The organism is Ensifer sp. ENS03 (assembly GCF_014852035.1).
In the GTDB taxonomy this organism is placed as follows: Bacteria; Pseudomonadota; Alphaproteobacteria; order Rhizobiales; family Rhizobiaceae; genus Ensifer; species Ensifer adhaerens.
The window spans coordinates 805,739-823,235 of sequence record NZ_JACVAV010000001.1 but is presented as its reverse complement, the minus strand read 5'-3'; the positions used below and the strand labels follow the sequence as shown (position 1 = coordinate 823,235).

At 63.3% G+C, this 17,497-nt stretch carries 17 protein-coding genes; 6 read left to right on the top strand and 11 right to left on the bottom strand.

Features of this window, described 5'->3' with window-relative positions; all coding sequences use genetic code 11:
- Nucleotides 1-8: 8 nt before the first annotated feature.
- The 4 genes from glyS to IB263_RS03980 all read right to left on the bottom strand — a co-directional run bounded on the left by glyS (nucleotide 9) and on the right by IB263_RS03980 (nucleotide 6,229).
- Nucleotides 9-2,174 (bottom strand): glycine--tRNA ligase subunit beta, encoded by a 2,166-nt coding sequence (gene glyS, locus IB263_RS03995; RefSeq protein ID WP_192437669.1) that lies wholly within the window; start codon nucleotides 2,172-2,174, stop codon nucleotides 9-11.
- 112 nt (nucleotides 2,175-2,286) lie between these two features.
- Entirely contained in the window at nucleotides 2,287-4,227 is a 1,941-nt protein-coding gene (locus tag IB263_RS03990; protein WP_192438010.1) for a DUF2207 domain-containing protein, read from the bottom strand.
- 109 nt (nucleotides 4,228-4,336) lie between these two features.
- Nucleotides 4,337-5,608, bottom strand: coding sequence for a 3-phosphoshikimate 1-carboxyvinyltransferase (locus tag IB263_RS03985; RefSeq protein ID WP_192437667.1), 1,272 nt, complete (start codon nucleotides 5,606-5,608; stop codon nucleotides 4,337-4,339).
- 72 nt (nucleotides 5,609-5,680) lie between these two features.
- Entirely contained in the window at nucleotides 5,681-6,229 is a 549-nt protein-coding gene (locus IB263_RS03980) for a LemA family protein (RefSeq protein WP_034801085.1), read from the bottom strand.
- Between the two features lie 247 nt (nucleotides 6,230-6,476).
- Here IB263_RS03980 and IB263_RS03975 point away from each other — a divergent pair, with 247 nt between their 5' ends.
- Entirely contained in the window at nucleotides 6,477-6,674 is a 198-nt protein-coding gene (locus IB263_RS03975; protein WP_034801082.1) for a hypothetical protein, read from the top strand.
- Here IB263_RS03975 and IB263_RS03970 read toward each other — a convergent pair.
- From IB263_RS03970 to IB263_RS03945, 6 genes are all read right to left on the bottom strand, one after another.
- Nucleotides 6,667-7,233 carry an AAA family ATPase gene (locus IB263_RS03970; RefSeq protein ID WP_090294847.1) on the bottom strand — a complete coding sequence of 189 codons (567 nt, stop codon included), beginning with the start codon at nucleotides 7,231-7,233 and terminating at the stop codon, nucleotides 6,667-6,669. The two genes, IB263_RS03975 and IB263_RS03970, sit on opposite strands and share 8 nt — an antisense overlap.
- Nucleotides 7,230-8,186, bottom strand: coding sequence for a glycine--tRNA ligase subunit alpha (locus IB263_RS03965; protein ID WP_060516372.1), 957 nt, complete (start codon nucleotides 8,184-8,186; stop codon nucleotides 7,230-7,232). Before IB263_RS03965 ends, IB263_RS03970 begins: the two co-directional genes overlap by 4 nt.
- A 125-nt stretch (nucleotides 8,187-8,311) precedes the next feature.
- Nucleotides 8,312-8,503 carry a membrane protein gene (locus IB263_RS03960; protein WP_034801076.1) on the bottom strand — a complete coding sequence of 64 codons (192 nt, stop codon included), beginning with the start codon at nucleotides 8,501-8,503 and terminating at the stop codon, nucleotides 8,312-8,314.
- A 34-nt stretch (nucleotides 8,504-8,537) separates the two neighbouring features.
- The gene (locus IB263_RS03955) at nucleotides 8,538-9,404 is read right to left on the bottom strand and encodes a S49 family peptidase (protein ID WP_112770486.1); all 867 of its coding nucleotides are present in this window, start codon (nucleotides 9,402-9,404) and stop codon (nucleotides 8,538-8,540) included.
- Between the two features lie 173 nt (nucleotides 9,405-9,577).
- Entirely contained in the window at nucleotides 9,578-10,348 is a 771-nt protein-coding gene (locus IB263_RS03950) for a tRNA1(Val) (adenine(37)-N6)-methyltransferase (RefSeq protein WP_060584101.1), read from the bottom strand.
- Between the two features lie 11 nt (nucleotides 10,349-10,359).
- Nucleotides 10,360-10,581, bottom strand: a complete 222-nt coding sequence (locus IB263_RS03945) for a DUF2007 domain-containing protein (protein ID WP_034801069.1) — start codon at nucleotides 10,579-10,581, stop codon at nucleotides 10,360-10,362.
- A 107-nt stretch (nucleotides 10,582-10,688) separates the two neighbouring features.
- On the opposite strand from IB263_RS03945, the gene IB263_RS03940 reads away from it, so the two are divergent.
- From IB263_RS03940 to moaB, 4 genes are all read left to right on the top strand, one after another.
- Nucleotides 10,689-11,705 carry a polyprenyl synthetase family protein gene (locus tag IB263_RS03940; RefSeq protein ID WP_034801067.1) on the top strand — a complete coding sequence of 339 codons (1,017 nt, stop codon included), beginning with the start codon at nucleotides 10,689-10,691 and terminating at the stop codon, nucleotides 11,703-11,705.
- Nucleotides 11,706-11,865: 160 nt separating this feature from the next.
- Complete coding sequence (locus tag IB263_RS03935) at nucleotides 11,866-13,701, top strand: tetratricopeptide repeat protein (RefSeq protein ID WP_192437665.1); 1,836 nt, start codon at nucleotides 11,866-11,868, stop codon at nucleotides 13,699-13,701.
- Nucleotides 13,702-13,708: 7 nt separating this feature from the next.
- The gene (locus IB263_RS03930) at nucleotides 13,709-14,623 is read left to right on the top strand and encodes a 4-(cytidine 5'-diphospho)-2-C-methyl-D-erythritol kinase (protein WP_192437663.1); all 915 of its coding nucleotides are present in this window, start codon (nucleotides 13,709-13,711) and stop codon (nucleotides 14,621-14,623) included.
- Between the two features lies 1 nt (nucleotide 14,624).
- A complete protein-coding gene (gene moaB, locus IB263_RS03925; protein WP_034801059.1) occupies nucleotides 14,625-15,167 on the top strand; it encodes a molybdenum cofactor biosynthesis protein B in 543 nt (180 codons plus the stop codon).
- 294 nt (nucleotides 15,168-15,461) lie between these two features.
- Here moaB and IB263_RS03920 read toward each other — a convergent pair whose 3' ends face one another.
- Nucleotides 15,462-15,983 carry a glycosyl transferase gene (locus tag IB263_RS03920; RefSeq protein ID WP_034801056.1) on the bottom strand — a complete coding sequence of 174 codons (522 nt, stop codon included), beginning with the start codon at nucleotides 15,981-15,983 and terminating at the stop codon, nucleotides 15,462-15,464.
- A 175-nt stretch (nucleotides 15,984-16,158) separates the two neighbouring features.
- Here IB263_RS03920 and IB263_RS03915 point away from each other — a divergent pair, with 175 nt between their 5' ends.
- The gene (locus IB263_RS03915; RefSeq protein ID WP_034801053.1) at nucleotides 16,159-17,316 is read left to right on the top strand and encodes a PA0069 family radical SAM protein; all 1,158 of its coding nucleotides are present in this window, start codon (nucleotides 16,159-16,161) and stop codon (nucleotides 17,314-17,316) included.
- Nucleotides 17,317-17,497: the final 181 nt, after the last annotated feature.

The window sequence follows — 17,497 nt, the reverse complement described above, 5'->3', positions numbered from 1 at the left end:
ACGCGGCCCTAGCCGACGATCTTCGAGAAGTCCGCGACCGTGCCGGTGGCCGAGCGGATCAGGCCGAGCAGCGCCAGACGGTTCGCACGGATTGCCGCATCATCGTCATTGACGAGTACGTCGTTGAAGAACTGGTCGACCGGTTCGCGCAGCTTGGCCAGCGCTTCCATGGCCGAACGGAAGTCTTCCTTGGCGATCGCATCGCGTGCTTCAGCCGAAGCAATTTCGACAGCCTGGTGCAGCGCCTTCTCGGCGTCGAGACGGAAGAGGCCGGCATCGACGGCGTCGGCGACGGCGGTGCCCTTCTTCTCTTCGGCTGCGAGGATCTGGGTGGCGCGCTTGGTGCCGGCCAAGAGGTTGCGGCCTTCCTCGTCGGTGATGAAGGCGGTCAGCGCTTCCACGCGGCGGGCGATCATCAGCAGGTCGTCGGCTTCCGGCGTCAGCACGGCGTCGATCAGGTCATGACGGGCGCCGAGGTCGCGCAGATAGACCTTGAGGCGATCATGGAAGAAGGAGAGCAGATCGGCCGAAATGTCGTCCGCAAGCGCCGGCTTCTGCGCGCGCAGGGCGACGAGTGCCGTTTCGAATGCAGGCAACAGCGCCAGGCGCGCCTTGCCTTCCAGGATCAGACGGATCACGCCGAGTGCGGCGCGGCGCAGCGCAAAGGGATCCTTCGAGCCGGTCGGCTTTTCGTCGATCGCCCAGAAGCCGACGAGCGTGTCGAGCTTGTCGGCAAGCGCAACGGTCACTGCCACCGGATCGGTCGGCGCACGGTCAGAGGGACCATTCGGCTTCCAGTGGTCCTCGATCGCCGTGGCGACAGATCCGTTCTCGCCCTGAAGCAGGGCGTACTTGTGCCCCATGATGCCCTGAAGCTCAGGGAATTCGCCGACGGCTTCAGTGCGCAGATCGGCTTTGGCCAGCACGACGGCGCGGTCGACGAGCTTGGCGTCGGCGCCGGTGACCTTGGCAAGTTCACCAGCAAGCGCGCGGATACGGGCGACGCGTTCGCCCTGGGTGCCGAGCTTGGCATGGAAGGTCACGTTCAGCGCATCGAGCTTGGCCATGCGCTGATCGAGCGGCTTGCCGATGTCCAGATTGAACTTCTTGGCGGATGCTTCCAGCGTTTCGAGATCCGGCAAGTTGCCCTGGTCGCGGTGCCAGAAATGCGCTGCGTCCGAAAGACGGGCGCGCACGACCTTGCCGTTGCCATGCACGATCTCCTTGCCGCCGTCCTTCGCCTCGATGTTCGAGACCAGGATGAACTTGTTGGAGAGCGTGTCGGCGCCCGGCGCGCGGGTGACGAAGCACTTCTGGTTGGTCTTGATCGTCAGTCGGATGATTTCCGAGGGGATTTCGAGATAGGCTTCCTCGAAGCTGCCCATCAGCACCTGCGGCCACTCGACGAGGCCGGAGACTTCTTCGAGCAGGCCTTCGTCTTCGACGAGCTCAAGGCCGTTGGCGAAGGCGACATTGCGGGCGTCGGCCAGGATCATTTCCTTGCGGCGCTCGCCATCGAGAACGACCTTCGCCTTTTCCAGCTTCTCGGCATAGTCGGCAAAGCGGCGAACCGTGATCGCTCCCGGTGCATGGAAGCGGTGACCATAGGTGACGTTCGAGGCGACGATGCCATCGACTTCAAACGGGATCACATGGGTTTCCTCGGTTTCCGACCCGAAGGTGCAGACGATCGACTGCAGCGGGCGGACCCAGCGCAGCGCGCCGGGCCTGGCCGATGCCACGCCGGAACGCATCGGCTTCGGCCAGGGGAAATTGCGGATGATATCCGGCATCGCCTCGGCGATGATCTCTTCGGCGGGACGGCCCGGCTTGACGATATGGGCGACGTAGAAGTCGCCCTTCTTCGGGTCGCTATGGACGTGCGCCTCGCTGATCGAGGAAAGGCCGGCGCCGCGCAGGAAGCCTTCGATCGCCTTCTCGTTGGCGTCGGTGCGCGGACCCTTGCGCTCTTCGCGAACATCGGCGGAGCGGGCGTTGAGGCCGCGGATGTCAAGCGTCAGCCGGCGCGGTGTCCAGTACTCGCGCGCCCCCTCATAGGTCAGGCCCGCTTCGACCAGGGCATCGGTCAGCAGCTTCTTGAGGTCGCCGGCCGCCTTGCGCTGCAGGCGGGCAGGAATTTCCTCGGAGCGGAGTTCGATAAGAAGATCGGGCATGGGAGTGACTTTTTCTGTTCCTGACGGTTGCGGCGGACTTAGCAATCTCTGGCAAGATTGTCACCAAGCGCCGCGATGAATTTGGTTTTCCAAGGGCAAGTGCGAGGCGGATTTACCAGCCGCCGCCACCACCGCCACCACCGCCGCCGCCGGAGAAGCCGCCGCCGGAAGAAAAGCCCGACGATGACGATTTGGGTGGGGGCGGCAGCGACGACGTCATCGTGTCGGCCATGGATCCGGCAAAACCGCCGATGCGATCGCCGAAGGTGCTCGAGCCGAAGCCGTCACCGTGATACCAGCCCGGCTGATAGGCAGCGGCCGCAGCCGCCCCAGCCGCCGCGGCAAGCAGCCAACGATCGAAGGTCTCGGTCCAGGGCTTCTCGACGCCAAGCGCCACGGCGTAAGGGAGCAGCGTCTCGAAATGCCGGGGCGACATTTCGGGCGCGCCTTGCATGTTCATCCGGTCTTTCTCGGCGAGCGTCATGTATTGCCTGAGCCCGTCGATGCCATCCATCATCCGCGTTCCGAGCGGCGTCGGCGCACCCATCAGGAAGAAGAACAGCACGTTGACGAGCACGATCGCGCCGATCACGAAGAGCAGCGGCAGTTCGTCGGTTTCGGCTGCCGAATAGAAGGCGGCCGCAAGGATGGTCGAGAAGATGGTGAAGGCGACGAAGCCGATGAAGGCGACCACGACGATCGACATGATCCGGCTCATCAGGCTCCTTTCGCGGCGAAGCGACTTGCCGAAGGAGACTGCGAGGATCGAGACGAAGAAGGCGATGAAAACAGGAACGATCACCAGCGGCAGGCTGTCCTCGCTGAGATCCCCGAACAGGAACACGGCCGCAACCGCCAACACCGAAAGGATGACACCGGCGACGATGTAACCGCTGTTGGCGTGGTAGTACTTGCCGCGATGCTCGCGCTCCATGGCGTTGCGGAAATCGGCGCCGGTCGCCTGCACCCGTGTGCCATGGGCGCGGTCGATGGTGAGCTTGCCGCCAGCGGCATTGACCGCCTTCATCACGGCCGCCTCGCCGGTCGGCAGCTTTTCGTCGGGTTTCTTGCCGGTGGCGGCAATGACGATGGCGTTCTTCAGGTCTTCGAGAACCACGTGGCCCTTGACCGCGAGATTGAGTGCTGCCGCCGACAACGCGGTCCAGCCCTCGCCGGAAAAGCCCCTGTTGTCGATGTAATTGACCAGCGCCGGTGAGATGCCCTCCGGCGGATCCCAGCGCGGCACCATGACGCCGCGGTCCGGGTCACGCCCGGCCCTGAGCCAGGCCTGGCTATAGTAGAGCAGGACGACGGCAAGGCCGGCACCGGCGATGACGAGCGCCAGATGGTCGTGCAGCCACCAGGCATTTTCCTGGCTGGAGGTGGGCCTGTCGATGCTGCCCTTCGGCATCTTGATGGCGATCGTCAGCCCTTCGCGCGGGTCGAGACGTCGGGTGGTGGCAAAGAAGATTTCGCTGCCGTCCCTGGATGCACGCGCATCTTTGCCGGTCGCGCCATAGCCGCCAGTGAAGTAATCGAGCGCTTCGGCCCTGACGCCGTCCGGCAGCGTCACGGTCGCACTCGCCTCGTCGATCGGGAAATCCCACTCCGTACCGGTGACGTTCCAGTAGAGTTCGTCGTGATCGTCAAAGAAGCGAATCTGCCGGCCAGTCTCGTAGGTGAACTGGAAGGTATGCTCGCCCCGCTCCAGAAAGACCTCGGCCGAACCGGTGTAGATGCGGATGCCGCCGTTGATCGTCTCGGTGCGATAGGGCTCCTCCTCACCGTCACGCTCGACCGAGAGCAGCTTGAAATCGACCTTGCTGCGCTTGCCATTCGCGTCGGTGAAGGTCAAAGGCATGTCGCGATAGACACCGCGGCGGATCTTGTTGCCCTCGACCGTCGCCGTGATCGTCTCGGTCACCGTCATCGTGCCGTCCTTGGCGACATCGATGACGGAGCGATAGGCGGAGAAGACCTCCTCCGCCCGACCGACGCCTGCCGTTGCCAGCAAAAACACCAGAACGGCAAATGCGGCAGCGAAACGGACCATGCGGATCAAGCTTTCTTCCGGTTGAGGTTCAAGACACGAGATCGGTTCTTATGGGTGAGAACGGGATGCGCGCGGAAACCGCAGACACGGCCGCACATCCCGCACGGTATCAAGGCCGGTCGCCGGTAAATTCGACGCCGAGCGAGGCGAGCGCATCCCAATAGGCCGGGTAGGTTTTGGCAACGCAGCCTGGATCTTCGATGGCGATCCCGTGGATCTTCAGGCCGGCAAGCGCAAAGCTCATGGCGATGCGATGGTCGGCGAAGGTGTCGATCGAGGCGGGCAAGGTCTGGCCGGCAAGCGTGGGATCGGAAGAGACGATCAGGTCGTCGCCTTCCTCATGCGCCAGATCCGGCCGGATCGCTGTCAGACCGAGCGACAGCGCGCGCACGCGGTCGCATTCCTTGACGCGCAGGTTGGCGAGACCGACGAAGCGCACCGGCGTCTTGTTGAAGGCGGCAAGTACGGCGATCGTCGGGATCGCGTCCTGCATCTGCGAGCCGTCGATAACGGCGGGCAGGTTCGGGAAGCTCGCGATCACCGCATGGGCGCGGGCATCCGGCTGCGAGAAGGCGTCCGCCGGAACGCCGATATCGATGGCGCCGCCGGTCAGGACTTCCGCAGCCCAGAGATAGGTCGCCGCCGAAGCATCCGGCTCGATGACATAGTCGGCTGCCTTGTAGCCGGTCGGCGCGACCTGCCAGACGGAGGGGCTCAGCTGCTCGACTTCGGCGCCGAAGGCACGCATGGCGGCAACCGTTAGGTCGATGTAACCGCGCGCGCCGATCTCGTCGCCGGCAAGCTCGATGTTGACAGGACCCTTGGCGCCGGGGGCCGCCATCAGCAGGGCCGAGACATACTGGCTCGACAGGCCGGCATCGATGACGACGCGACCGGCCGGGAAGCCGCCGGTGCCTTTGACGGTGACCGGCGGGCAGCCGGTTTCGGAGGTGACTTCGACGCCGAGCGTTCCGAGTGCCTCGACCAAGGGCTTGATCGGCCGCTTGCGCATGTGCTGGTCGCCATCGACCACGACCGTGCCATCGACGAGCGCGGCAGCAGCCGTCAGGAAGCGTGTCGCCGTTCCGGCATTGCCGAGGAACAAGGGAGCTGCCGGCGGGAGCAACTTGCCCGTGCTGGTGACGACGAAGGTCGTTTCATTCGGCTCGCTGACCTCGACGCCCATCGCGCGCAAGGCTTCCGCCATGTAGCGGGTGTCGTCGCTCTTCAAGGCACCCGTCAGCCGGCTCGTGCCCTTGGCAAGGCCGGCCAGAAGCAGCGCCCGGTTGGTGATCGACTTCGAGCCCGGCGGGCGCACATGACCGCGGAGCGGGTGGTCGGTCGGCAGGATGGTCAGTTTTTTCATGCTATCGGAGGTCATCGAATAGGTCTCTTGATGCGAATGGCGCCGCGGCGGGATCCCGCGGCGAGGAATGTTCGGGAGGCGTGCCGGTCAGAACTTGACCTGCGGCACCGCGCGGTCGGCTTCGTTGGTGATCTCGAAATAGCCGGCTTTGACAAAGCGGAAGGCGTTGGCGATCAGGTTGGACGGGAAGCTCTCGACCTTGACGTTCAAGTCACGGGCCGCACCGTTGTAATAGCGGCGCGACATCTGGATTTCGCCCTCGATCGTTTCCAGCGAGCGCTGCAGCTCGGCGAAATTCTCGTTGGCCTTGAGGTCCGGATAAGCTTCCGCCAGCGCAAAGAGCTTGCCGAGCGCCTGGGAGAGCGCGCCTTCCGCCTGGGCCCGCCCCTCGACGTCGCCGGCTGGCACCGCCTGTGCGCGGTTGCGCATGGCGATCACCTCTTCGAACGTCGACTTCTCGTGTGCGGCGTAGCCCTTCACGGTTTCGATCAGGTTCGGGATCAGATCGGCGCGGCGCTTCAACTGCACATCGATACCGGACCACGCCTCCTCGGCGATCTGCCGCGCCTTGACGAGACCGTTATAGACGAAAACCAGATACAGAATCACGACGACGGCGATTGCCAGACCGATCATAGGGCACCCTCCAAAAACTCGCGCAGAGATTAGCATTCGCTTCTCAGCTTCAAAGCGCTTTCTGCAGCATTTGGCCAGAGAAACCTGCTCCTCCCCAATTCCCGCCTGCACCGTGAACACTGTGTTTCCCGATGCCACGCCTTTTCACGTCAAAAGACCGGCTTTCCTGTTCCATCGGGAACGGCGACCGGACCGGTGATGGGCGATAGTCGGTTCATCGAACAACCCCGGAAACGAAGTGAAGACCATGAAAACGCTCGCAACTCTCATCAACGTGATCGCCTTTACGGCGCTCTTCGTTGCCTATGCGAGCGCCCATTCTCCGGAACGGCCGAGCGGTGTTCGCCGCGCTCTTCAGACCTACTCCGGTCAGGTCTATACCGGCGCCTATCCCACAATGAAGCCGTACTGCAAGAACGACGCCGGCACGACCTTCGTCATCTGACAGTTGAAGGTCCAGCGATCCGCGCGGCGATTGCCGCTGCCGCCTCATCAGCGCCGAGCGTCGACACATCGATCTCAATCAATCGGTCGCTTCTGCCGCGTAGCAGCCGGTGCGCGCGCCGCAATCCCAGAAGAACTTCCGGATCGGTCAGCTTGTGCAACTTGCTCCGGCCGGCGCGTGTCAGGCGCTTGAGATTTTCCTCGACGTCGCAATCGATCACGACCGCAACGAAGCGAGCGCCGCGTTTTTGCGCGAGTGCGGCGCAGTCCTCGAAGGCACGCGTGTCGGTGGCATCGTCCGAGAGCGCATCGGTGAAGATGAACGACCGTTCGGCTGCCGCCCTTTCCAGGTGCTCGAACACGCTTTGGCGGACCGCCGATCGAAGCGAGCGATAAAGCGGGTCACTGCGCGCAAACAGTGCCTCGGCCGGATTGATCAGCGTGTGATTGTCGGCGAGCCGCGCGCCCAGCCTTTCAGCAAGATGGCGCGCGATCGTCAGCTTACCGGTGCCCGGCCAGCCGTTGATGTGAACGACAAGGCCGGACGGTTCTACGCTCAAGCGGCGTCCCGGTTGAGGTTCGCGCCACCGGCGTCGGTCAACAGGAAGGCTTCGCCGCAGGCCTTGGCGAGCGTGCGCACCCTAAGGATGTAGCTCTGGCGCTCGGTGACCGAGATCACGCCGCGGGCATCGAGCAGGTTGAACACATGGCTTGCCTTGATGCACTGGTCGTAGGCTGGGAAGACGCATTTGTGCAGGTGGTTGTTGCTGTGGTCGCCCGGTGCTCCGGCAGCCAGCAACGCCTGGCACTCGGCTTCCGCATCGATGAAGTGCTGATGCAGCATCGCCGTGTTGGCGTATTCGAAATTGTAGCGCGAATATTCCTGTTCGGCCTGCAGGAAGACATCGCCATAGCTGATCTTCTCGGCACCCTCGCGACCGTTGAAGTTCAGGTCGTAGACGTTGTCGACGCCCTGCACATACATGGCGAGGCGTTCGAGACCGTAGGTCAGTTCCCCCGAAACCGGCGAGCATTCGATGCCGCAGACCTGTTGGAAATAGGTGAACTGCGACACTTCCATGCCGTCGCACCAGCACTCCCAGCCGAGACCCCAAGCGCCGAGCGTCGGGCTTTCCCAGTCATCCTCGACAAAGCGGATATCGTGCAGCAGCGGGTCGAGGCCGATCGCCTCGAGCGAGCCGAGATAGAGTTCCTGCAGGTTGGACGGGTTCGGCTTCAGGATTACCTGATACTGATAGTAGTGCTGCAGGCGGTTCGGGTTTTCGCCGTAGCGGCCATCGGTCGGGCGACGCGACGGCTGGACGTAAGCCGCACGCCAGGGACGCGGGCCCAGCGCGCGCAGGGTCGTTGCCGGATGGAAGGTACCGGCGCCCACTTCCATGTCGTAGGGCTGCAGCACGGCGCAACCCTTGTCGGCCCAGTAATTGTGGAGTGTCAGGATCAGAGCCTGAAACGAGCGCTTCGGGTTCATATGATCAGGCAGAGTGGTCATGGATCGCGTCCGGATTTCTTCTGGAAAATGTGCCGGACAGGTGCCACGCCTGATGACAGGGGTCAAGCGCTACGGCAGCGGGCGGGCAAATAGACCGCAGCCACACTGACGCGTTCCGACCGCCCTCACTCGCCGTCGCGCTTCAGCCTGTATTCGCCGGTCTCCGGGTCCTGCACCAATGTTCCCTGCGCCCCGGTCTGCTCCTCGCGGCGAGCCTGTTCGCGCTGGCGCGTCAGCTTCTGGGCATCCGCCACGAACTTGCGATAGCCGAGCCAGAAGACGAAACCTGCGATCAGGAGCAGGATGAGTTGCGGCATTTTCCCTCCAAGGACATTTCAGGCCGGGCAGGCATCAAAGCCCGAACCGCGCCCACAATGCCCTTTCCTCGATGGCTTCGGCAAGTCCCGCCGCTGCGGAAGCGGCCATTGGCTCGACCAGAGCACCGGCAATGGCCGCGCCACTCTGTCGGCGGCCAAAAAGGCTGCGCACCGGCTGGATGAGTTCGAGCCGAGCCTTGTCGCCATAGCGCTTCTTCACCTCGCCGCGCAGATCGCCGAGACTATCGATGATGCCGAGCTCCAACCCGCGCCGGCCGGTCCAGAAAAGGCCGGAGAAGATATCCGGATCGTCGGCGAGCAGCTGGCCGCGACGGGCCTTGACCATCTGGATGAAGGTATCGTGGATATCGAGCTGCAGGTTCTTCAGGAATGCGATGTCGTTTTCCTTTTCCGGCTGGAACGGATCGAGCATCACCTTGTTTTCGCCAGCGGTATAGACACGCCGCTCGACGCCGATCTTCTTCAGGAGTTCCGGAAAACCGAACCCGCCGGAGACAACGCCGATCGAGCCGACGATCGAGGTCGGGTCGGCAATGATCTCGTCGCCGGCAAGCGCGATCATATAGCCGCCGGATGCGGCGACGTCCTCGACGAAGATCAGCACACGCTTTTTCTTCTCCTGGGCGAGATCGCGGATGCGTTGGTAGATCAACCGCGACTGCACAGGGGAGCCGCCAGGCGAATTGACGGAGATCGCGACAGCAGGCGCGTCCTTGTTTGCGAAGGCCTTTTCGAGAAGCGGGGCCGCTGTCGCCAGGTTGAGCGCCGGCCGGAACTGACCGCCGCCAGCCATGATCGCGCCGTGGAGCCGGACGACGGGGATCGTCACGCCTTCCTTGCGAAAACGCTTGGGCAACAACCGTCTCAGGAACGCCTTCATTTCAACTCCTGCCTGCTGGGACATGCCATGATTTTGAGCCGGAACGACCGGAAATCATAGACATGACCGCGTCTCATCGGCGAAAAGCGGAATGCTTCGCCCGATCGCCCGCCAGGGGCTCTTCCATGCCATGTATGCACTGATGCGGCGAACGCAATGCCGCATACGGTAAATCAGCGGCGGCGATAGGCGGCGCGGCCATTGTTGAGGTCGTCGACATGGTCTGCGAAGCGATGCCCCTCCTCGTGCATGACGAGCGGGGCGCGGAAGACCAGCCGTTTGCGACTCTGCTTGATCGCCGTCACCAGGATGCGCACGGCGTTTTCACCGACCCGCGGATGCAGCGCCGTGATCTCGATGCCGCCAAAGCGGCGGCCGCAAGCGGCGATGATCTCGGCGATCGATTCCGGCCGAGCGATCAACGACAGTTGCCCGCCGGGCTTCATGATCGCGCCCGCCGTCTTCACCCAGATCTCGAACAGCCCGTCGCTCATCGCATGGGCCTCGGCCTTGAGCGCATCCGGAGTCTTGCGGTCCGAGGCATCGTTGAAGGGTGGGTTCATGATCACATGATCGAAGCTGTCATCCGCCAGACCCGTCGCGACACGCGCCTTGCCGGTCAGTGAAACGTCGGCCTCAACGACCGAGACGCGCGAGGAAAGACGGGCGTTTTCGGCAAGCGCCAGGCTGCGGCGGGCAAACTCCGCCATAACGGGCGAGCGCTCCACCAGCACCACTTCCGCATCGTCGATCCGCGAGGCGACGGCCATGCCGGCTGCACCCGCGCCCGCACCGAGATCGGCGACCCGGCAGGGACGATCCGATGCAACGAGCGACGCAAGCAGCATGGCGTCCATGCCGGAGCGATGCCCCTGGCCGAGTGGCTGGACGACATGGAACTTGCCGCGGTGAAATGCATCGACGGTTTCGGTCGCAGCCGGCATCGGCTCCGTGCTCAAGGGCGCAACTCCGCCTCGAGCCCGGCATCGATCAGGATCCGGCGCGCCGCGTCCGCGTCTTCCTCGGCGACCAGAAAGCGACGGGGCAAGAGTCCGAGCGAGCCCTCAAGAATGCTCATCCCCTGGTCGGCGATGAGACTTGCGATGCCGGCATCCTTCATCAGGCTCTCGGCAAAGGAGAGCACGACGGCATCGTTGGTACGGATCAATTCCTTCATCCGGCGGTTTTTCCTGTCCTATTTCAGCAAGCGGGACAATTCGCCTCTTGCCGCACGGGACACCCCTTCCTATTGTCGAAAGCGACAATGAAAACAGGAGTCCCGGTGTGGGCGTAGTGATACCGCTGGAAGACAGCAAAAACAAACAGGCGTCCGTAAAGCCGCTCGTTGATCTGACCGCTGCGGACATGGAGCGCGTCAACCAGCTTATCCTGTCGAAGGCCGGCTCCGACGTTCAGATGATTCCCGAGGTCGCCAACCACCTGATTTCTTCGGGCGGCAAGCGCCTGCGCCCGATGCTGACGCTCGCCTCCGCTGCGATGTTCGGCTACGAGGGCGACGCCCACGTCAAGCTCGCAACCAGCGTCGAATTCATGCACACCGCGACGCTTCTCCATGACGACGTCGTTGACGAAAGCGACCTTCGCCGCGGCAAATCCACCGCACGCACGATCTGGGGCAACCAGGCAAGCGTGCTGGTCGGCGACTTCCTGCTCGGCCAGGCCTTCCGCATGATGGTCGATGTCGGCTCGCTTGACGCGCTCGACGTGCTGTCGACCGCAGCTTCGGTCATTGCCGAAGGCGAAGTGCTGCAGCTCTCCGTCGCCAAGAACATGGAAACGACCGAGGACGACTATCTCCAGGTCATCCGTGCCAAGACCGCAGCCCTTTTTGCCGCCGCCGCCGAAGTTGGGCCGATCGTTGCCCAGACCAGCAAATCGGACCGCAACGCGCTGAAATCCTACGGGATGAACCTCGGCCTCGCCTTCCAGCTCGTCGACGACGTGCTCGACTATGGCGGCTCGTCGAGCGACCTCGGCAAGAATGTCGGCGACGACTTCCGCGAGGGCAAGATCACCCTTCCGGTAATCCTCTCCTATCGCCGCGGAACGGCGGAAGACCGTGCCTTCTGGCGCGAGGCGATCGAAGGCGGCGACAGCAGCGACGCGAACCTCGACAAGGCACTCGGCCTGATCAAGCGCTATGGGGGCTTGAGCGACACCATCGCGCGCGCCCAGCATTACGGCACGATTGCCCGCGATGCGCTGGCGCCGCTGCCGGCGTCTCCCTGGAAATCGGCGCTCACCGAAGTCATCGACTTCTGCATCGATCGCGTCAGCTGACGGGCTCCGGGCAGGTCAGAACGAGCGACAGGATTTTCTTGCCGCGTTGCGCCAAAAAAGCCATTCTGTTCCTCAAGAGTTGCGTTGGGCTATATGTGGCTGACTCCGAAAACAACCCTTAGTGGTGCGAAAGCCGAGCAATCGGCGCGAAAGGTTTGACATGCGGCAAAAGACGATTCTCCGCCTCCTCAGCGGCGCAGCACTGCTGGCTCTCGCTGCTGTCAGCGGCGGCTACCAGGCATTTGCCGAGGAGAAGACCGCAGCCGTCGAGGAAACTGAGCCGTTCGACATCAAGTCGGTCAATACCTTTTCCGGCGCGTTTCTCGCTGCCCGCACCGCCGATACGGACCGCGACTTCGCTTCCGCTACGGAACTCTACCGCATCGCGCTGCAGTTCGAGCCGAACAACAACGACGTCAAGCAGCGGCTGATGATCACGCTTCTGATGGCGGGCCAGTTCGACGAAGGCGCGAAGATTGCCGAGCAGTTGAAGTCCGACCCGGCCGTCGAGCGCATCACGACGGTCATTCGCGCGATCGAGGCGATCCGCAAGCGCGAGTATCGCAACGCACAGAAGCTTCTGAACTACCAGGGTCCGAACGATCTCGACCGGCTGATGAACGGCCTGCTTTCGGCCTGGGCGAAATTCGGCCAGGGCAAGCCGAAGGAAGCACTCGCCGAGATTAACGGCCTTGACGGTCCTGAATGGTTCCGCGTGTTCAAGAACTATCATGCGGGCGCGATCGCGGTTGCTGCGGGTGACAAGCAGACGGCGCGCACCAGGCTCAACGATGCCATTCTCGACCGCGAGGGCGGAAGTGCCGCTCCCGACACCTTCATGCGCGCGGTCGAAGCGCTTGCCCGTTTCGAGGCGCGCGAAGGCAACAAGCAGAAGGCGCTCGATACCGTCGCCGTCGGCGAAAACATGGTCAACAACTACACGCCGCTGCAGGCGCTGAGGACCGATATCGAGAATGGTGTTCCGCAGGAACAGCAGGTCAAGAACGCCACCCAGGGCGCTGCGGCCGTGCTCTTCTCGATCGGTGCGGCACTCAACCGCGACGGCGCCGAGGACATCGTCTCGCTCTACCTGCAGACCGCGCGCCGGCTCGACCCTGACAGCGCCGACATCCTGGTCATGCTCGGCGGCATCGCCGAAAACCTGAAGAAACCGAACGAGGCGATCGAACTCTACAAGGCCATTCCCGAGACCTCGCCGATGCGGCGCGTTTCGGAACTACAGCTCGGGCTCAGCCTCGCCAGCATCGGCAAGGTCGACGAGGCGAAGAAGCACCTGAAGGCGCTCATCGACGTCGATCCGAAGAACATCCGCAACTATCTCGCCTATGGCAGCGTGCTTTCCGACGCCAAGGACTACAAGGAGATGGGCGAACTCTACGATCGCGCCGTCGAACAGATCGGCTCCGTCCCGAAGCGCGGCGACTGGACGGTGTTCTTCCAACGCGGCATCGCCTATGAGCGCCAGAAGCTCTGGGACAAGGCCGAGCCGAACTTCCGCAAGGCGCTGGAGCTCAATCCGGACCAGCCGCAGGTGTTGAACTATCTCGGCTATTCCTGGGTCGACATGAACATCAACCTCGAAGAAGGCCTGGAGATGATCCGCAAGGCCGTCGAGTTGAAGCCGGATGACGGCTACATCGTCGATTCCCTCGGCTGGGCCTATTTCCGCATGAACCGCTTCGACGACGCCGTCGTGGAACTGGAGAAGGCGGCCGAACTGATGGCCGGCGACCCGACGATCAACGATCACCTTGGCGACGCCTACTGGCGCGTCGGCCGCAAGCTCGAAGCCGTGTTCCAGTGGACGCAGACGCTCGAACTGAAGCCCGAGGAAGCCGAGATCCCGAAGATCAAGGCAAAGATCGAGAACGGCTTGCCGCCGCTCAAGGAAACAGTCCCCGCCTCGGCCGATGCCAAGGAAACCGCGCCGAAGAAGGTGACCCCGGAAGCACCGGCGCCGGACAAGAAGTCCTGACCGTTCCATGTCGGAAGGTGACATCGCGGGCTTCGCGCTGACGCGTGCAGCCCCCGCCAAGATCAATCTGGCCCTTCACGTCGTCGGCCAGCGCGCCGACGGCCACCATCTTCTCGAAAGTCTCGTCACTTTTGCCGATCGCGGCGATCGCATCGGTCTCTCGCCGGCGGATGCGGATCGCTTCACGGTTTCGGGCGCGTTTGCCGCCGCGTTGCCGATGGATGCCGGCGCTGAGGGCGGCAATCTGGTTCTGAAGGCACGGGATCTGCTGCGCGCCAAACTGCAGGCGCTTAACCCCGACACGGCCGGGCCGGTCCACCTGCATCTCGAGAAGAACCTGCCGCTCGCCTCGGGCATTGGCGGCGGATCCGCGGATGCGGCGGCGACGCTTCTTGGGCTTCTCGATCTTTGGGGCGCGACGATCGAACCCTCCCGCCTCGGCGCCATCGCGCTGCAGCTCGGAGCGGACGTGCCGATGTGTCTTGCCGGCACGCCACTGCTCGCGAAGGGGATCGGCGAGGACATTACGCCGCTTGCGGATTTCCCCGCGCTACCGGTCGTGCTGGTCAATCCGCTCGTCGCCGTCTCGACGCCGGTTGTCTTCCGGGCCCTCGCCAACAAGACGAACCCGCCGCTCGTTGCGCCTCACAGAGCCGGTACGGCGGCCGAGTGGATCTCTGCCATCGCCACGATGCGCAACGATTTGCAGCTGCCGGCAGAGGGCCTTGAGCCCGTGATCGGCACGGTCTGCAAGGCATTGACCGAAGCCGGAACGGCGCTCACGCGCATGTCGGGCTCAGGCGCCACATGCTTCGGCCTTTTCGATAGCGACGTGCGCGCGGCTGCGACAGCGCGCGCTCTTTCGGAGGCCTACCCCGGGTGGTACGTTCTCGCCTGCAGGACAGTGGGCAAAGGGAAATAGCATGGCCGGCATCGACGAAAAGCGTCCGTTCATTCCTGTCGGGATCGCCATCCTCACGGTCTCCGACACGCGCACGCGCGCCGACGACAAGTCGGGCGACACATTGGAAGCGCGGGTGCGTGACGCCGGCCATCGGCTTGAGGCGCGCGCCATCGTTTCCGACGACAAGACGAAGATCTACGACCAGGTAAAGGCCTGGACGCTCGATCCCAACATCGACGTGGTGATCACGACAGGTGGAACGGGCTTCACCGGGCGGGACGTGACGCCTGAGGCGCTGGAACCGTTGTTCGAGAAGCGCATGGACGGGTTCTCCGAAGTCTTCCACCGTATCTCCTTCGAGAAGATCGGCACCTCGACGATCCAGTCGCGGGCAACTGGCGGCGTTGCCAACGCCACCTTCATCTTCGTCCTTCCGGGTTCGCCCGGTGCCTGCCGTGATGCGTGGGACGGCATCCTCAAGCAACAGCTCGACTATCGGCACATGCCCTGCAATTTCGTGGAGATCATGCCGCGGCTCGACGAGCATCTGAAACGTGGCTGAAGAGCTTGGACCGTTCCGGCTTGGCCGACCTGTTACCTTAGTAACTGACGGTCGCTTCTCCTCTCGTTAGTCTCCAAGCGTTGACACAGCGAGGAACGACCGCCGCACGTTCTATTCCTCGCGCCGCAAGACCCTTCCGCCTCTGTCCCCCAAGGCGGAATGCAATGTTGGATACGACGGGTAGCCAGAATGCTGCCCGGATAGAAATCTACCAAACAAGGTCATTTGAGAGCCGCTTGGAGGTGCCGTCCCCCCGGGACTGGCACCTTTAATTTTGCGCGCTACGAACCGGCGTTACCGCCTGGCTTCGACGGCGACCCAGGCCGGAACAAGTTCGGTCGAGAGCTTGCGGACAGAGCGGACATTCGTCATGGCATCCAGGCCCGTATTGCCGCGGGCGGCCGCAAGAGCATCGTTCTTGCGCAGGAGAAAGCCTGTCTCCAGCGGCTTTCCCCGCCGGGTCAGCCGGCGGAAGAAAGGCCTGCGATGCAGTCTCGAACCGGAGAAGCGGGCCGGTGCCTTGTTCATCGACACGTACTCGGCCAGTTCATCGATCCAGCGGCCGATCGGGCGGGCGCCCGGCTCCAGCAACATCAGCCATTCGCCACGCGCCGAACCCACCACATCGGCGAGATCCCAATCCCGGCAGAAACGGCATCCAGCGGCATCGGCCACATCGGACGAACCATCCTTCGAACCATGATCGAGGATGATCACATCGCTGACCAGCCCCTCCACGGCGCCGGCAACCAACACAGCAAGCGTCTGCGCCAGTTCGGCTTCGTTGTCGCGGGTTTCCATGATGATCGTGAGCATGGTTTCTCGTAACGCATCGGCACGGCAATTGCTACATCCAGGACATCGACCGAAGCGGTGCCTTGATCGACAAAACCGAAATTCCAATTTTTTGTTCTTGAATTGTTCCCTCATTCGCGATAGGAAAATAATCAGAACAAAACGGGATCAAATATCTGATTCCGGGGAGATTCCAATGACCGAGCTGTCTCAGATCAGGCAGGGTGCCCTTGCGCCCGCCAACACGGCAGATGTGGCCGAAGCGATGATGAGCGCAACGGGCCTCCGGATCGACATCGATCGCCGCCGGGGGCGCGGCGCCGGGATCAACATGTCCGGCAGGTTCGAACCGCGCAGCCGCGAGACGTTCGACGACGGTTGGGAAAGCCTGGAGGATCTGCCGCCGTTCAAGACCGAGGTTCAGGTCGAGAAGCCGCGCACGGTGATCACGAGGAACGAGTCTCCCGACATCTCCTTCGACCGCTCGATCAATCCCTATCGCGGCTGCGAGCATGGTTGCATCTATTGCTTCGCCCGCCCCACGCACGCGTATATGGGCCTATCGGCCGGCCTCGACTTCGAAGCGAAGCTGTTTGCCAAGCCGGATGCACCGCGACTTCTGGAGCGCGAACTGGCGCGGCAGGACTACAAGGTGAGGCCGATCGCCATCGGCACCAACACCGACCCCTATCAGCCGATCGAGAAGGAGTGGCGCATCATGCGCCAGATCCTCGAGGTGCTGCGGGACGCCAACCATCCGGTCATGATCGTCACCAAATCAGCGATGGTCACCCGCGATATCGATATCCTGGCGCCGATGGCGGAAAAGGGACTGGTGCGCGTCGGCATCTCCGTCACGACACTCGACCGGAAGCTCGCCCGCACGATGGAGCCGCGGGCCTCTACGCCGAGCAAGCGGCTGGAGGCGATACGCATGCTTGCCGAAGCGGGCATCCCGGCCGGTGTTCTCGTTTCCCCTATCATTCCGGCGCTGAACGACCACGAGATCGAGCGCGTGCTCGAAGGAGCAAGGACAGCCGGAGCAACGGAAGCAAGCTATGTCCTGCTGCGGCTGCCGCTCGAGGTCAGCCCGCTCTTTCGCGACTGGCTGCTGCGCAATTATCCGGACCGCTACCGGCACGTCATGTCGCTCATCCGCTCCATGCGTGGCGGCAAGGACTATGACGCCGAATTCGGCAAACGCATGAAGGGCGCCGGCCCCTATGCGTGGCAGATTGGCCGCCGCTTCGACCTGGCGGTCAAGCGCCTCGGCTTCAACCCGACGCGCCGGCAGCTGCGCGACGATCTCTTCGTGCCGCCGCTCGGAACGGGGGTGCAGCTCTCGCTTCTTTGAAGGCTTTCCGATCGCCTGGTAGCATCCGCAATTTCGTAATCGGCGCGCAGCGAGAGATGATCGCCCCGCACCGCCAGGCGAACCCGATGGGGGGCGCCTCAGATCGCATAGCAGTTCCGGTGCCCCTTACCCGCCGTGGGCCCCGGTAATCCCCCGTCCGCCGCCGCACTCGGACCTGGGG

Coding starts and splice junctions, on each gene's coding strand:
- IB263_RS03955 (WP_112770486.1), bottom strand. CDS start 9,404: ATGAAGGCGTTCCTGAGACGGTTGTTGCCCAAGCGTTTTCGCAAGGAA.
- moaB (WP_034801059.1), top strand. CDS start 14,625: ATGGCCGGCATCGACGAAAAGCGTCCGTTCATTCCTGTCGGGATCGCC.
- IB263_RS03915 (WP_034801053.1), top strand. CDS start 16,159: ATGACCGAGCTGTCTCAGATCAGGCAGGGTGCCCTTGCGCCCGCCAAC.
- IB263_RS03935 (WP_192437665.1), top strand. CDS start 11,866: ATGCGGCAAAAGACGATTCTCCGCCTCCTCAGCGGCGCAGCACTGCTG.
- IB263_RS03980 (WP_034801085.1), bottom strand. CDS start 6,229: ATGATCGGTCTGGCAATCGCCGTCGTCGTGATTCTGTATCTGGTTTTC.
- IB263_RS03975 (WP_034801082.1), top strand. CDS start 6,477: ATGAAAACGCTCGCAACTCTCATCAACGTGATCGCCTTTACGGCGCTC.
- IB263_RS03930 (WP_192437663.1), top strand. CDS start 13,709: ATGTCGGAAGGTGACATCGCGGGCTTCGCGCTGACGCGTGCAGCCCCC.
- IB263_RS03965 (WP_060516372.1), bottom strand. CDS start 8,186: ATGACCACTCTGCCTGATCATATGAACCCGAAGCGCTCGTTTCAGGCT.
- glyS (WP_192437669.1), bottom strand. CDS start 2,174: ATGCCCGATCTTCTTATCGAACTCCGCTCCGAGGAAATTCCTGCCCGC.
- IB263_RS03990 (WP_192438010.1), bottom strand. CDS start 4,227: ATGGTCCGTTTCGCTGCCGCATTTGCCGTTCTGGTGTTTTTGCTGGCA.
- IB263_RS03920 (WP_034801056.1), bottom strand. CDS start 15,983: ATGCTCACGATCATCATGGAAACCCGCGACAACGAAGCCGAACTGGCG.
- IB263_RS03945 (WP_034801069.1), bottom strand. CDS start 10,581: ATGAAGGAATTGATCCGTACCAACGATGCCGTCGTGCTCTCCTTTGCC.
- IB263_RS03950 (WP_060584101.1), bottom strand. CDS start 10,348: ATGCCGGCTGCGACCGAAACCGTCGATGCATTTCACCGCGGCAAGTTC.
- IB263_RS03985 (WP_192437667.1), bottom strand. CDS start 5,608: ATGACCTCCGATAGCATGAAAAAACTGACCATCCTGCCGACCGACCAC.
- IB263_RS03960 (WP_034801076.1), bottom strand. CDS start 8,503: ATGCCGCAACTCATCCTGCTCCTGATCGCAGGTTTCGTCTTCTGGCTC.